The organism is Maribacter sp. MS6 (assembly GCF_056839185.1).
Genome location: NZ_CM166389.1, coordinates 1,746,309 through 1,760,315, shown reverse-complemented (window position 1 = coordinate 1,760,315; position 14,007 = coordinate 1,746,309). Strand labels below are relative to the sequence as shown.

The following is a 14,007-nucleotide window of genomic DNA, read 5'->3' as shown; positions in this document are numbered from 1 at the left end:
TAGTACAGTATAAGGCCAGTAAATACACAATAGATAATTCTGGATAATGCTTGCAACTTTAAGCTTTAGTAGATAAGCTTTTTAATACAGCTACTATATCTAAAGGTTTCATTCGTTCGGTATAGTTTGCCTCTACATGAGCGGCTTCAATTATTTGATTTGAATTGACAATGAAAGTGGCAGGAACGGGCAGCGTTTTAAACCCGTTACCATTTAAAAGTGCTAGATCGCGTCGCTGATGGTAATCATCCCCTGGGTCAAATTGGAGGTTGTATAGTTTTATCACCTTTTGGTCAACATCACTTAGCACTTCAAAGGATAGATTATTCTTTTCCTTTGCTGTTAGTGCATCATCTGGTTTTTGTGGACTGATGGCTATCACCGATGCCCCTAGCGAACTAATTTGTGGTAAAAACGCCTCTATTTCTTTTAGGTCTAGATTACAGATCGGACACCACTCGCCTCGGTAAAACTTAATAATAACAATTCCAGACCCTAACACTTCGGAAAGCGATACTTCTTTACTTAAGGCATTTGTTAAAGTGAAATCTGGTGCTCGTTCACCAACGGAAAGGCCTTTTACTTTAGAAGCATTTGCTATCACTAATTTTTGAAATTCCTGTAAATTATTTAATTCCATCGTCTTAACTATTAAAATACGTTAAATTTTCTAGGGTATCAGTCCATTCTTATTGTTTGCTATTGCATTGTAAAGTATTAATATATAGTACTTTATGTTACATCTTAGATATTTATTCTCTCACGGAAACAATATTTTTTTCTGTGACTTCGTACGATTTATGACCTGTAGCGCCAGTACCTAAGATCGCATGTCTTTTCGTAGGTATTTTTGAACGGTGTTTTTTAATTACATCGATATAGTCTGGATTCTCGATTTCATTGTACCACTCATTTGTATCTTTATTGTGGTCGTAAAACTCTTCGGTACCATCGTTATATTGAATAAAACGATACTGTTCCGAGACTATGGCGTAATTACCAGGACCAAAGCTGGTTCTGGCGTAATGTGGCCAGCTCACATCCTCCTCTTGCAACAAAGGAACTAGCGAATTCCCTTCATGTTTTGAATCAGGTTCCAGGCTACTCAGTTCAAGTAGGGTGGGATAAATATCTAAAAGTTGAACCGGTTTATGAGATACTTTACCTTCTGGGATACCCGGACCCATAATGATCATGGGTACCCGTGTTCCGTCTTCCCATAAACTTCTTTTTGCGTGCCTTTCTTTTTCTCCGATATGAAATCCATGGTCACTGAATAAAATGACATAGGTGTTATTACCATAGTCTCCGTTGTCCAAAGCTTTTATAACCCTACCCACTTGTTCGTCTACAAAACTCACGCAGGCCAAATAGGACTGCACTAGTGGTTTCCACTCTTCATTTTCAGTTACCCATTTATGGGTTGGAGAAACATGTTTTTCCCGGGTAATAGCTATGCCATACCTAGAAATATCTTCTAGGTCATTAGAAATCGTCTTAGGTAATTCCAAAGTTTCCAAAGGGTACATGTCAAACCATTTTTGGGGAGCAAATTGGGGGACGTGCGGTCTATAGAAACCGACGCCCATCCAGAAGGGTTGCTCTTGTTTTTGTGCTAGTTTTTCTTCTGCCCAAGTAGCGATTTTATAATCGGGCATTTGCTCGTCTTGTTGTGGGTACACGCCCCAATCCCATAAGGGATGACCAGGGTACGAACTTATTTTTTTATCGGGCATGGGGCCGAACCCTCCAAATTGACCTGCGTAATTAGGGATATGTGTTTCATTAATACCCTTTCCGTTATGAAGGAGTTTTCCGGCGGCAAATATGGTATACCCTTCTTGTTGAAAGCGTTTGGGCATAACGGTATTCTTTAGAGCTACCGGTGATTCCTTAATATCGGGATTTAAAAAGTAAATACCTGAAGTGCTGGGGTAGAGTGAAGTCATTAAACTGGCACGACTTGGATTACAGACCGGAGCTTGACATTGCGCATTACTAAAGAGGACGCCACGCCGGGCTAGTTTGTCTATGTTGGGCGTTTTGGCTTGTGGATGGCCACCTAAAACGCCTATCCAATCGTTAAGATCGTCTACGGCAATAAGCAGTACATTTGGTTTCTCAATTTCTTTTGGCTTTTCTGTTTTCTTGTTTGTATTACAGCCACATAATAAAAACAAAAAAGCAAAAATATTAATAATTGATCCTCTTTTTCCCATTATAACTTTCTAAAGAATTAACGCTACTTATATGAAACTTAGCTAAGCCCATACACTTTTTAAATTACTAAAAAGTATCAATAATAGGCTTCCTCAAAACTTCTTCAATACTACTAAATATAATATTTGAAGAGCCATATGGGATAAACAAGCATCTATAGCCTAAGTAAGGGTTAAACCCCTATATGTGTTCAGGACTTTTTGGTTTAGGTTTTGTTCCAAAATAAAATTAATAGCCCGTAATCTCTTTCAGTTTTTTGAAAAAAGCTTTCTTTCTAGGTGCATTAATGCTCCAATCTACTGGAACACTTTGGTAACCATCCTCAAAATTTTCCCCTTTCATACGGTAATCAAAATAACCCCAGGATGTGTAGGATTTAATAGCAGCCTTGAAATTGTAGTTTTCATCATCAAAATTAAAGTGGTCGTCTTCATTGAACAAAATGGGTTGATTTGAAAAACCAGTAACATTTTTGGTTTTTTCTACCATTTGTGTAATACCCTCAGGTTTATGAACACCATTTCCATGAATTAAAATATAGTCGGAAATCGCTAAGACATTTTCTTGGGGAATAACTCCTCCGCCATAACTTGTGGTTACCAATAGTTTTTCCTCGCTTAAATTTTTCACACGTTTGATTAGTTCATGCACACGTGGCTGTTTAAGAATAGGGTGGTCATAAGGTCCGTTACATTCATTGTTGATTTCAATAAGAAGATTTTTATACCCTTTTTCTACAATCCATGCCGTTATGGTATCGGTTGCTTTCAGCACTGCTTTTTCGTCTTCTAGATACTGGTCCTGTCCAAAATAGAAATAGCCCAAAATAACAACCATCCCTAGTTCATCTGCCTTATTTAAAATCTTTTCTAGTCGTTGCATGTAGGCCGTTCTAAGGTTTCCTTTTTCATCAAAGGTAGAATTGACCCAAGCCTTGTTTCCATAACCCATAGGGCTTCCGCCTTGTAAGTTTAATGAAAATGCCAGCAACCCATGCTTGTACCATTCTTCCATGGCGCCAACAAATTCATCGGTATTTCTATCCGCATCCCATTTTTGAGTATCGGGATACTTAAATTTTTCAACAGTTTCCGGGTTAAGGTCGTCAAATATACCTTGAACCATACGCGAGTTCATTAACAAACCTTCGATTTTATTGCCTTCCCAAATCTGTCCCTTGTATGTCAGTTCACCATTAATGTAGAATTGGTTTTCCTGTATGGAAATTTCTGTATTCTGATGTGATTGGGGATATAGCGTGATGCAAAAAAGAGTGATAAATAACATCAAGGTTGGGGTCAATACTTTTGTTCTAGCCATCGTCAGAATATCTTATTGAAGCACAAGTAAATAAAAACAGTTATATCCCATATCCAGTACTAAGCTGCTACTAAAAAAGATTGGCAACCCAAACAACCTTTGCAGGCAGGTTACAACAGGATGCTACTACTAGTTAAAGGTTGTAATATTATGCATGAAGCGTAGTTAACTTCAGTTGAGTTAGTTTAGATTATAAAGGGATGCATAATTAAATATTCATCCCTTTTTTCAAATGCTTAATTCACATCTTTCCAACTTCTACTTTTACCTGATTCGATAACTGCTTCACATACTTTTTGTGTTACCAAAGCTTCTTCGAAAGTAGGTGAACATGGTTCACCAGTCTCTAAACTTTTAAGAAAATCTGCGACCTGGTGTACAAAAGAATGTTCGTAACCTATACTTAGTCCAGGCACCCACCATTTGTCCATGTAGGGCTGGTCGCCATCGGTAACATGTATAGAGCGCCATCCGCGTACTATGGAGTCATCACCATGGTCAAAATATTCAAGACGGTTTAAGTCGTGCAGATCCCAGCGGATAGATGCATGTTCCCCATTGATTTCAAACGTGTATAGTGCCTTGTGTCCACGAGCATATCGGGTAGACTCAAAAAGTCCCAGAGATCCGTTGTTGAAATGACAATGGAAAATACAGGCATCATCAATATCCACTTTTTGTACTTTTCCACTGGCTTGGTGTACACGTTCTTTAATAAACGTCTCGGTTAATGCAGAAACATCTTTGATGTTCCCATTTAGCCATAATGCGGTATCGATACAATGGGCTAACAAATCACCTGTTACACCTGAGCCAGATGCAGCGGCATCTAGACGCCACAGTCCTTCTCCTCCTTGCGGTAGTTCGGGACTAATAGTCCAGTCTTGTAGAAAATTGGCACGGTAATGAAATATACGGCCTAGTTTTCCAGAGTCAATAATCTGCTTGGCCAACGTTACGGCCGGTATGCGACGATAGTTGTACCAAACCGTATTTTTTACACCGGTTTTTTTTATAGCTTTCACCATATCTTCTCCCTCTTTCAACGTACGTGAAAGGGGTTTTTCGCATAGAATCATTTTTCCAGCGTTTGCAGCTGCAATAGCTATTTCTGCATGCATATTGTTTGGTGTGCAGATGTCAACGGCATCAATATCATCCCGGGCAATAAGGGTTTTCCAATCGGTTTCCCAAGATTCATAACCCCATTGCTCAGCGAAGGCCTTTACCGTACTTTCGGTTCGGGAACAGGCTGCTTTAAGTATAGGCCGATATTCCAAGTCCGGAAAAAAATTAGAAACACGGTTGTAGCCATTGGAATGTGTTCTTCCCATAAATCCACATCCTATCAATCCAATCCTAAGTTCTTTTTTATTTGCCATAATTTTATTGGTTTTAGAGTTTTTTGAGAATTACCGATATTAGCTGCGGTAATTCCTTAATTTTTATATTGTGGCCTAGCTCCAACCATGCTGCTCTCGTACTTTGATCATAGTAGCTAAGATATCGTTCCATGTTTGCTGCTTTGTCAATACAGCATTGTCGAACATGCATCCATCCCAGCAAATATGTTCAAATGCCTTTGTTGGTAAACCATTTTCATCACGTAACCAGAAGCCTGCATCATTGGCCACATCTAATTTTCCGTTAGGGTCCGTTGCTAAGCAATGTCTTCCCGTTTTATCGTGTGATCCGGTGCCATGTACGGTACCGTCATTTTGGGCCACATGAAAATCGATGGTCCATGGACGAAGGGCAGCAGTCACCTTTTTAAGGGCAGCGGTCAACGTTTCACGATCGTTCCAATCAAAATTTTCTGGAAGTATGCGATCTTGAGGTGCATTGTAGCCCAATAGATAAAGTAAGGTATGAGACATATCTGCCTGAAAACCGATGTTAGGTCGATCTACCGCTTCAAGCGTATCTACCATGGCGCGCCAACTGTGCATACCGCCCCAGCAAATTTCGCCTTCTGCGGCCAATTTTTCATCATAATCTGCCGCCACATCACAGGCTTCTCTGAAGGTTTGGGCGATCAATTTGGTATTGTTAACAGGGTCTTTTGACCATTCTTCCGGGCTAGATGCACTGTCTATTCGTATGACACCATACGTTCGGATACCGTGTTCCCGTAGTACTTTTCCGAAACGGCAGGATTTCTTAACCATTTCAACAAAGGTCTTGCGGTCTTCCGAACTGCCTAAAGTTGGCCCTCCCCAAATTGGGGCTACCAAACTACCTACATTTAAACCGTAGCCAGCAATCTTGTCCGCAATTTTCTTGATTTCATCTTCTGAGCTATCAATGTTTATATGGGGATCTAAAAGTCCTAGGTCAACCCCATCGAATTTAACCCCGTTTACATTTGCCGCCGCAGTCATTTCGAGCATTTTATCAAAAGAAATAGGAGGTTGGGAGTCAGGCCCTTTTCCTACGATTCCAGGCCACGTTGCGTTGTGTAATTTTGGAAAACTATTGGTTTGCATACTACTGTGATTTTAGGAAAATGAGTTCAAAAAAATATTTTGCACTCATTTTCTGAGTTATTATTCGTTTTATTAAAGCTGAAGATCAGGATTTTCAGGGCCGAAATGTTTTAACATGACAATAGGGTCCGTACTACTATGGTTTACAATTACTACGCCTTCTTTGGCAGCCTTTTCGGTTACAAAATACTCATCATGTGTTAACTGACCGTACCGTATCAAGGATGGCGTTTCAATATCCCAGACACCCATTTTACCATGTCCCTGCATCATGATCATACCGTAACATGCACTATCCTTTATGGTAACCGTTTGACCAGGTAGTACCGTTAGTTCTTTAGCACTAAAGGCATCGGAACGGTAACAGATCCATTTGTCGATATAACCCTTTGCTTCCATTTGACTCCTAGGTTCTACATCAACCGGGTTCATAAAGCGTGTCTCCAACATATTCGGATCGGTATTTAAGTCCCAATCAATGACTTCCATTAACTGGTCAAAGTCGCCCATTCGGTCTTCAGGGGTGCCGTTCCATAGTAAGTTTTCCGGTATGATCGCTTCGTTTACCAAAGACTGGTACATCGCAAAAACGTCGGATGCTTTTTGAGGCTCGTAGGTACACATACTACCTGGTGCATGAAGCATACCTGGCGGAACGTCCCATCCTGTTCCAGGCTCTAACCTAAAAGCAGATGAAAAGTTGGTTATTTTATTATCTCCTTTTGTAAAGTTTTTCAAACATTCTTTAATCTGTTCTTTGGTGGTACCTGGGGTAATACCAAAAAAAGTATAGGGAAAATCGCCCCCATGATTATTTACCTGTGGTGGAAAATAGTAGGCTTCCGGTTTTCCTTTTTGTCCTATTTTGGCTGCATGTTCATCGTTATGATGGATATGATGAGGTAGCGGTCCCATATTGTCAAAAAATTTGGAATACATTGGCCAGCTTTGGTATTCATTCCATAGTCTGTCTCCAATGATTTTGCCCTTGAGTTCATCTATAACGTCCTTTAGAAGTATTTGCACTTCTTTACCGCCATCTTCCAAGACAACTGGACTAAGACCTTCGTTCTTGCCAGTTAAAGGGCCGTTTTCTGCAGGCGTTGTGGAGGAAAACCATCGTTCGTCTATTCCTCCGCGTTCACCTCCTAGAACATAATAATCGTCTGGATGTAGCTTAATACGCCTTCCCGGTACGCAAAAAGATCGTGGTACCCATGTGGGTGCAAGTCTCAAGATACCTTTACCCTGATCTATGGCTTTTTCTGCAAGTGTTTTTCCCATTGTATTCGTTGTTTTTTATATCCATTAGGTTCACATCTACCTTCTTTTAACTAAGATTTTTGATACTGCCCCACTTGGGATACTAGTTATTGTTTATCGTTTTACTGTTTTATTTAGTTTGTATTCTTTTCTTACCCTGCATTTAACTTTCTTCTTTAAAACATTCAGAAAATTATCTAGTTAAATTACTATCAAAAGTTTTTCATCTTGTTTTTTTCCGATACCTCCAATTCTAATCTATAGGTTCTTTTCTCTCCGGGTTCCAATAAGATCAAGGTGTTTTTTTCTCTAGCATTGGACTGGCCTATCGGTGGATTGGTCGCTGGTTCTAGGGCAGTTACATATTCATTTTTTCCCCAGTGTTGCCAGTTGATCAACCAAGGCAGCTGCTTTTTAGGAAAATTCAAAAACACTCCTAGCTTAAGATCTGCGTTGTAGATGCCACATTGGGCTTTTCCATGTTCATCGGCATCTATATCTATAAAGGCAACATCTTCTCCTGTTCCGGAATGGGCAGCTAAAATATCCGGACACGTTTTGAAATCAGTACCCTCTTTAAAAATTTTTGCAGGAGAATCTGGTGTTGGTGAATTCCAGTTGCCTTGCCAGATTAATTTGGAACCTTTATCTACCAAAGGCCAACCGAAGTTGATATGGTAAAGTAGCATATGTGGACTAACTGTATTGCTGCGATTTACTACTTCATCAATAATCATAATTTTTGATTCGCCCAATTTTCCGGAAATCGTTCGCTTAAGTTCTAAAGCCGGTCCAAAAACTTGCGTCTCCTTTATGATGCCCGTAATACTCATTTCCAGTTTTCCATTCTCCGGATCGGGTTGAATAATAGATATAATCTCCGCAGGTGTATTGCTTATTAGACCGTGCAGGCCACGTTCTCCATATTCGTCACTTTCGGGACCGCCTACATGGGAAAGTCCGCAGGTAGTTAAAAGTCCTCCGCCGAAATTACGTAGCCAACCCATACCTTTGGAAAAACGATCAGGTGCGGTAACGCCAGAATTACTAAGCCAAGCTATGCTATGTTGGTTGTAAAATGCATCGGCAATATCCATTGCGCGATCTATAACGACCTTGTAGCGAAGACCGGAACCTGTATTGATCCAAGCAATACGCGTTCCACGCCCTAGACCATTGTCCAAAACCGCCGTTTCGATACCGCCAATTTGGGCTGTGTTCGAAATTTTGTTTATACTTTTTTGTATAGCATCCGTATTGGTCATAAAAACTAAATAGCTTGTTTTTTTATCATGTTATGAATAAACGTCAAGGCTTTTTCTGCCATATCCCAAGGTTGTGCGAACTCTCGCCATACATTAGTGGAATTTGCAAAGTCTACATCATTACGCGTGAAACCTTCAATAGTAAACCATCGGTCAGAGTTAACTTTTGCTAAGGTTGGAAATACATCATCCCATGGTATATGAATATGACCTTCAACAAGTGTTTCACAATCGTTCTCACTAATATTTACATGTGCCAGACAGGGTGAAATGATCCACTTTAAACGGTCTAAACTTTTCGCTTGGACTAGGGGTGAAGAATCAATTGGATTCTCTTCAGGACTTACACCAGTTACCGCGGTTACACCCAAACCGATATCTCTGACGTGGGCACCCAGTTTCTTATAATTCAAAACTTCTGGAGGTCCAATAAAAAACGCAACGCCATCATAGCCTATTGCCTTTGACCGATTCATAATCGGTAGCAACTCATCTGAAACCCTAGCGCACCAAGCCAATACGTCAAAGCCAATTTTACTCATCTACTATAGGTTTTTCAATCGGATGTTTCTATACGCTACTTTCATTGGAGGACCAACATGCACTTGCACGCCCATATAGCCCTTTTGTTTTCTGTTTATACTATCGTTATCGGTAACATCACTCATTAAAATATCATTTACATAATGTTGTAGGCGATTGCCTTTGATTATCAGATGAACCTCGTTCCAGTCTTCGCTTCTAATTTTTGTTTTAAGGGAATCGGATACGCCAAGGCTGCCTATAATTTCCCTACTTTGCCAGCAGTTTTTTTGTACGTTGGCCCTAAGTGAACCCTGTACTTCAGGATTATCCTGTGTATTGATGATTACTTTTTCTCCTCGGTAGGCCAAGGTTGCCCTTTTTTTCTCTTCGTAATTTTGACCGGTATATCTGATTTTCCCATCAATATCCGCTTGGTAGCCTTTTAAGGCATGGGGAATGCTGTCAATGACCTCACTTCGGTAATTGATGCCGCTGTTCCCTGACTCTGCAATCTTAAATTCCAATTTTAGTTCAAAATCAGCCGGCTGGCCTCCTTGCCAAACGATAAAGGTGTTCCTTTTCAAAAGCGTTTCTGGAGTTACCTCACCCACTAGATTACCGTTTTCTACACGCCAATAGTTCGGGTCGCCTTTCCAACCAGTAAGGGTTTTGCCGTCGAATATACTTTCGAAACCATCAGCTTCCAAAATTGGTTCTTCTGTTTTCTCGGCAGTTGTGCCAGTCTTTTCTTCCTTACAGGAATGTATCCCTGTGACTATTAAAAGTGCTATTGGGATAGTTATAAAAATACGTTTTAGTTTCATTTGTCAATATGTATTAATTTCTATAATTTAAATCAAGTTCGTTAATTATCAATTTGATTGACGGCATCTATTCCGATGGTTCATTTCAAGTTGACCAGTTCATTTTAGTTATTGTAATATAGGTAAAGGCCGTCTTTTCCGGCCACAATAATATCTTTCTTCCCAGAAGCATTAATGTCGATTACCGAAAAGAATACACCAGTCCCTTTGCCTACGCCGTACGAGCCATAATCGATTATTTGTTTACTGAATGCAGATCCGGTCCATTTGAAATAGTAGATTCCTGTAGGATCGTTACCACCAGGATCTTTGCCGTTGTGGGCCCGGTACCTCTTGCCGGTAATCAATTCCTTTTTACCATCATTGTCAATGTCTTCCCATTCCATGCTATGGTATTGAGAATTGAAAGGGTCTATGGGATGTTTGGTCCAATTGGATGCTTTTCCCAAATCTTGCCGATACCAATCTAATCCATAATCATGTCCTTGACCTACAATAATGTCGTTAAAGCCATCTTGGTCAACATCTGCTACGATGATCGGAACGCTTGCCGTTCCTAGTTCAAACTCTTGATGGAATTTCCAATTTTCCTCAAAAGGTTTTCCCGGTGCCTCTAACCAGCCATTACGGATTACAATATCAATTTTACCGTCGCCATTAATGTCTCCAAAACCCAAACCATGGCCGTGTTTTCCGGTGATTGTATATTTTTTGAATTCACCAGTACCTTTACCATCCTTATCGAGCACCAATCGGTAAACGACTAAGGGGTCGTTGGGTGTGTTGGGTACAATTTCTTGAATTCCGTCACCGTCAATATCCCAACTTCGAGTAGATTCAATATTTCCAGCGATGGCGATAAGGTGTTCTTTCCATTCGGAATTATCTCCTGGGTTTTCTTTCCAGATTAATTCCTTGCCAAACCATCCACCAGTAATAAAATCCATATGACCGTCTCCATTTACGTCTAAAGGGATGGTCGAAAAATCATCATAATATTCTCCATACCGTTTGGCCGAACCTATGTAATGCCGTTCTTTAAAATCTGGCCCCATATACCAATACGCACCAGAAACAATATCCTGTATGTTGTCATTGTTTACATCAAAAACTCCAACGGACTCATAACTTTCCGAAGCAATTTTGGTTTTCATGAAACGTATGGGCGAGGATACTTGTAACGTTGTTGGTGGACTTTTTTGGGCTATACTAAACTGTCCTAAAAGTAGAAGCCCAAAAATGATCATACCTAATTTGTTCCTATACCTATAATTGATTTCAGATATATCCTTAATGTGTTTGGATACTGAAAACAAGTGCCCGGAAGGGGAGGCTGTAAAGTTGAAATTAGGTATGTACATTGTTTAAACTACATCGTTATTACAAAAGTCCTAGAATGTTAATCACCCGATTGGCCTTCCGCGGTTTTGTAAATAGCATTATCTGAATTCCCCCCCGAAATCATATAGGCCAATAGATCTTTAACTTCTTCATCGTTCAATCTGTTTATAGTTCCCGGTGGCATTAACGAAACCGTAGACATTTTGGTGTCGGTAACTTCGCTTTTAGGAATATCTCGAATTACATCCGGCGCATATGGATTTTGTGATATTTTATAGGTATCACCTTCCTCGCTTATCAACCTACCTACTACCGAATTACCGTCTTTAAGTGAAAAAACGGTAGAGTTATATTGGTCCGATATAACCTCGTTCGGGTTAATGATAGACTTTAACATATCTTCAGGGGAAAAACGATTACCTATTTGTGAGAGCTCAGGCCCAATATTTTGTCCTTCGCCTCCCATAGCATGGCATGTAATGCAATTGGTCGCCAAGAACATATTTCTACCCTGTTCGTAATTTCTAGTGCCTAGGCCATTGGCCAAAAGAGGGGCAATATCCTCTTCCTTCCAATTTTTTCTAGGTCCTTTAGGCTGAATTGCATTACTTACTAAATCATTGCCCGAACTACTCAATAAGGAGTCGCCTGACATTTTGTTATAAAATTCGAGCTTGTTCTTAGAAACTTTAGCTAGCGCATTTTTTCTGGCCTTGTCTACAAAACCAATATAACTTCTACCTGCTTTATACGAAAATGCTTTATAAAACCAATTGAAATATCGTTCCTGTAATTCTGGAGACCAACCGTTTGTAGCATCGCTTAACACATTTCCATAATAGGTACTTTGAGCAGGAGGCATGTTTTTCAGCGTTTCTGCGATGGCCATACCATATTGTGGATTTCTTAGAATCAGGTCGGCCGCTTCTGTAGCGGTATTGCTCATCACATCTGTATTTTCACCTTGGGGATTTTCCAACATTGCAAGGGTTTTTGATACTACTGTGGGTTCGCCAACGTAGACAAGTGTTTTGCTTAAAAGCTGATTCAATACATCCGTTTTGGCAGGATAATGTGATGCAAGGTAACTACCGATTGATTTCTCCGTAGCTGTGCTAGGCGTTCCTAATCGAGAAAGCACCAATTCGATGGCGCGTACCATATCTACTTGCTGCCCAGTATTAAGACTTTTAAAGTCAACTTCGGTCAACGTTTTGATAAGTTTCGCCTGTTGATCTTTGTTTCCTTGACGTGCCATAGCAATCGCGGCTTGAATCTTTTTGACTGCATCTTTTTCTTCATAAATTTTTGCTTGCCAAGAGGAAACGGGTTGGTGTTCCAGCGCAATGCGGGCTGCGTATTGTATAAAACGGTCATCGCTATCTAGATGCGCCCAAGCTTTCTCGACACCTCCTTGTTTTGATCCCGTATGAAAGGTTTCAAGTTCTTTTCGTATTTTATTTTCTTCTGTTTGTTGCAATGCGATACTTTCGGCGGGAATATTAGTTTCATCTCCTGAATAAAAAACACGGTAAAGATCGGAATCAAGTCTGCGGCCACCGGTCATAAAGTACATCGCACCATCGGGTCCAATAACACCATCCGTAAGGGGTAATGGTAAACCTGATAAAAACTCTTCTTTAATACCGGTGTATGATGAGCCTTTGGTTTCTAGTTCCATCGCATAAATAATTCCAAAACTCCAATCAAAAGCAAAAACACTCCGTTTATATTTTTCAGGAAACTTTGCATCCATCCCATAAATAACGGCCGTAGGCGAACCTTGTCCTATATTCATTACTGGTGGTAAATTATCAGGGTATGCAGGGGACCATTTACCATTACCCGTACGCCAGCCAAATTCGGAGCCACTCGTCACATGACAAATTCTCGTAGGTCGGTACCAAGGCATACCAAGATCCCACTCCATATCGGAATCATAAACGAACATATCACCAAGTTCGTTAAACGCCAGGTCAAAGGGATTTCGAAATCCTGCTGAGACCAGTTCCCAATTTTTTCCTTCGGGGTCTGTGGTTGCCACCCAACCTCCTGGTGCTCCTCTATCATTGGCATGACCTCGAGGATCTTTGATTTTGTAAAGAAGGTTGTCGTCTTTCCAGTTGCTTGGCAAACGATACGAATCCATTTCCGGTAGGTCTGTATGGTTTCCTGCAATAACGTATAATGATTTGCCATCTGGTGATAATACGATGCTATGCGGTCCATGCTCTCCGGCCCCGTTTAATGATTTAAGAAGGGTAATACTGTCATATTGATCATCGTTATCTGTGTCTTGGAGGCGGTATAGGCCACTAGTTTTTTCGAACTCTTCGTTACCACGATGGTTTACCATTACATAAAGACTGTTAAATGCATACAGCAAACCTTGGGCATATCCCATTTGAATGACAGAATCTGCGACTTGTTCTCCCGTTTGTATCCTAAGCTTTTCTAGGCTAGATACAAGATTTTTAGAACCTATAGGTGCCACTTCCATGCGGTATAACGTCCCGTATTGATCTGAGGTAATTAAACGTCCCTTGTTATCAAATGTCATGGCTACCCAGGATCCTTTATCGTTTTCTGCCGGGCTATAAATGTGCTCTGCCTCAAAACCGGGTTGCAGTTTCAACTTTGTCAACTTAGGGTCGGTTGACTGCTCCGCAGTAAGTGCATCCTTGCTTTGCTCTCCACAGGAAATGGTCAGCACTAGGCTGACCATTATCAATACTATTTTTTTCATAAGCTTTGTTTTCTTTT

At 40.4% G+C, this 14,007-nt stretch carries 11 protein-coding genes; all 11 read right to left on the bottom strand.

Translation table 11 applies throughout. The annotated features are described in order from the left end of the window. Positions 1–58: 58 nt before the first annotated feature. The 11 genes from MS6x_RS07875 to MS6x_RS07825 all read right to left on the bottom strand — a co-directional run bounded on the left by MS6x_RS07875 (position 59) and on the right by MS6x_RS07825 (position 13,990). On the bottom strand, positions 59–640 hold the full coding sequence (locus tag MS6x_RS07875) for a peroxiredoxin-like family protein (protein ID WP_482606648.1): 582 nt from the start codon (positions 638–640) through the stop codon (positions 59–61). Between the two features lie 112 nt (positions 641–752). Then, complete coding sequence (locus tag MS6x_RS07870) at positions 753–2,219, bottom strand: sulfatase (RefSeq protein ID WP_482606647.1); 1,467 nt, start codon at positions 2,217–2,219, stop codon at positions 753–755. Between the two features lie 229 nt (positions 2,220–2,448). After that, positions 2,449–3,540 (bottom strand): hypothetical protein, encoded by a 1,092-nt coding sequence (locus MS6x_RS07865; RefSeq protein ID WP_482606645.1) that lies wholly within the window; start codon positions 3,538–3,540, stop codon positions 2,449–2,451. 236 nt (positions 3,541–3,776) lie between these two features. Then, positions 3,777–4,922 (bottom strand): Gfo/Idh/MocA family protein, encoded by a 1,146-nt coding sequence (locus tag MS6x_RS07860; protein ID WP_482606644.1) that lies wholly within the window; start codon positions 4,920–4,922, stop codon positions 3,777–3,779. A gap of 75 nt (positions 4,923–4,997) precedes the next feature. Continuing rightward, positions 4,998–6,026: a sugar phosphate isomerase/epimerase family protein gene (locus MS6x_RS07855; protein WP_482606642.1), complete on the bottom strand. Its 1,029-nt coding sequence runs from the start codon at positions 6,024–6,026 to the stop codon at positions 4,998–5,000. 72 nt (positions 6,027–6,098) lie between these two features. Next, positions 6,099–7,310, bottom strand: a complete 1,212-nt coding sequence (locus MS6x_RS07850) for a hypothetical protein (RefSeq protein WP_482606640.1) — start codon at positions 7,308–7,310, stop codon at positions 6,099–6,101. A 191-nt stretch (positions 7,311–7,501) separates the two neighbouring features. Then, the gene (locus tag MS6x_RS07845; protein WP_482606638.1) at positions 7,502–8,554 is read right to left on the bottom strand and encodes an aldose 1-epimerase family protein; all 1,053 of its coding nucleotides are present in this window, start codon (positions 8,552–8,554) and stop codon (positions 7,502–7,504) included. Positions 8,555–8,559: 5 nt separating this feature from the next. Beyond that, on the bottom strand, positions 8,560–9,096 hold the full coding sequence (locus tag MS6x_RS07840; protein ID WP_482606637.1) for a hypothetical protein: 537 nt from the start codon (positions 9,094–9,096) through the stop codon (positions 8,560–8,562). A 3-nt stretch (positions 9,097–9,099) separates the two neighbouring features. Then, positions 9,100–9,903 carry a 3-keto-disaccharide hydrolase gene (locus tag MS6x_RS07835; protein WP_482606635.1) on the bottom strand — a complete coding sequence of 268 codons (804 nt, stop codon included), beginning with the start codon at positions 9,901–9,903 and terminating at the stop codon, positions 9,100–9,102. A 104-nt stretch (positions 9,904–10,007) separates the two neighbouring features. Continuing rightward, the gene (locus tag MS6x_RS07830) at positions 10,008–11,264 is read right to left on the bottom strand and encodes an FG-GAP repeat domain-containing protein (RefSeq protein ID WP_482606633.1); all 1,257 of its coding nucleotides are present in this window, start codon (positions 11,262–11,264) and stop codon (positions 10,008–10,010) included. 38 nt (positions 11,265–11,302) lie between these two features. Beyond that, positions 11,303–13,990, bottom strand: coding sequence for a c-type cytochrome (locus MS6x_RS07825; protein ID WP_482606631.1), 2,688 nt, complete (start codon positions 13,988–13,990; stop codon positions 11,303–11,305). Between the last annotated feature and the right edge of the window lie 17 nt (positions 13,991–14,007).

What these genes read in the sequence shown, in the direction of transcription:
- MS6x_RS07840 (WP_482606637.1), bottom strand. Translation starts at nt 9,096, where the DNA reads ATGAGTAAAATTGGCTTTGACGTATTGGCTTGGTGCGCTAGGGTTTCA.
- MS6x_RS07855 (WP_482606642.1), bottom strand. Translation starts at nt 6,026, where the DNA reads ATGCAAACCAATAGTTTTCCAAAATTACACAACGCAACGTGGCCTGGA.
- MS6x_RS07830 (WP_482606633.1), bottom strand. Translation starts at nt 11,264, where the DNA reads ATGTACATACCTAATTTCAACTTTACAGCCTCCCCTTCCGGGCACTTG.
- MS6x_RS07850 (WP_482606640.1), bottom strand. Translation starts at nt 7,310, where the DNA reads ATGGGAAAAACACTTGCAGAAAAAGCCATAGATCAGGGTAAAGGTATC.
- MS6x_RS07870 (WP_482606647.1), bottom strand. Translation starts at nt 2,219, where the DNA reads ATGGGAAAAAGAGGATCAATTATTAATATTTTTGCTTTTTTGTTTTTA.
- MS6x_RS07845 (WP_482606638.1), bottom strand. Translation starts at nt 8,554, where the DNA reads ATGACCAATACGGATGCTATACAAAAAAGTATAAACAAAATTTCGAAC.
- MS6x_RS07860 (WP_482606644.1), bottom strand. Translation starts at nt 4,922, where the DNA reads ATGGCAAATAAAAAAGAACTTAGGATTGGATTGATAGGATGTGGATTT.
- MS6x_RS07835 (WP_482606635.1), bottom strand. Translation starts at nt 9,903, where the DNA reads ATGAAACTAAAACGTATTTTTATAACTATCCCAATAGCACTTTTAATA.
- MS6x_RS07865 (WP_482606645.1), bottom strand. Translation starts at nt 3,540, where the DNA reads ATGGCTAGAACAAAAGTATTGACCCCAACCTTGATGTTATTTATCACT.
- MS6x_RS07875 (WP_482606648.1), bottom strand. Translation starts at nt 640, where the DNA reads ATGGAATTAAATAATTTACAGGAATTTCAAAAATTAGTGATAGCAAAT.
- MS6x_RS07825 (WP_482606631.1), bottom strand. Translation starts at nt 13,990, where the DNA reads ATGAAAAAAATAGTATTGATAATGGTCAGCCTAGTGCTGACCATTTCC.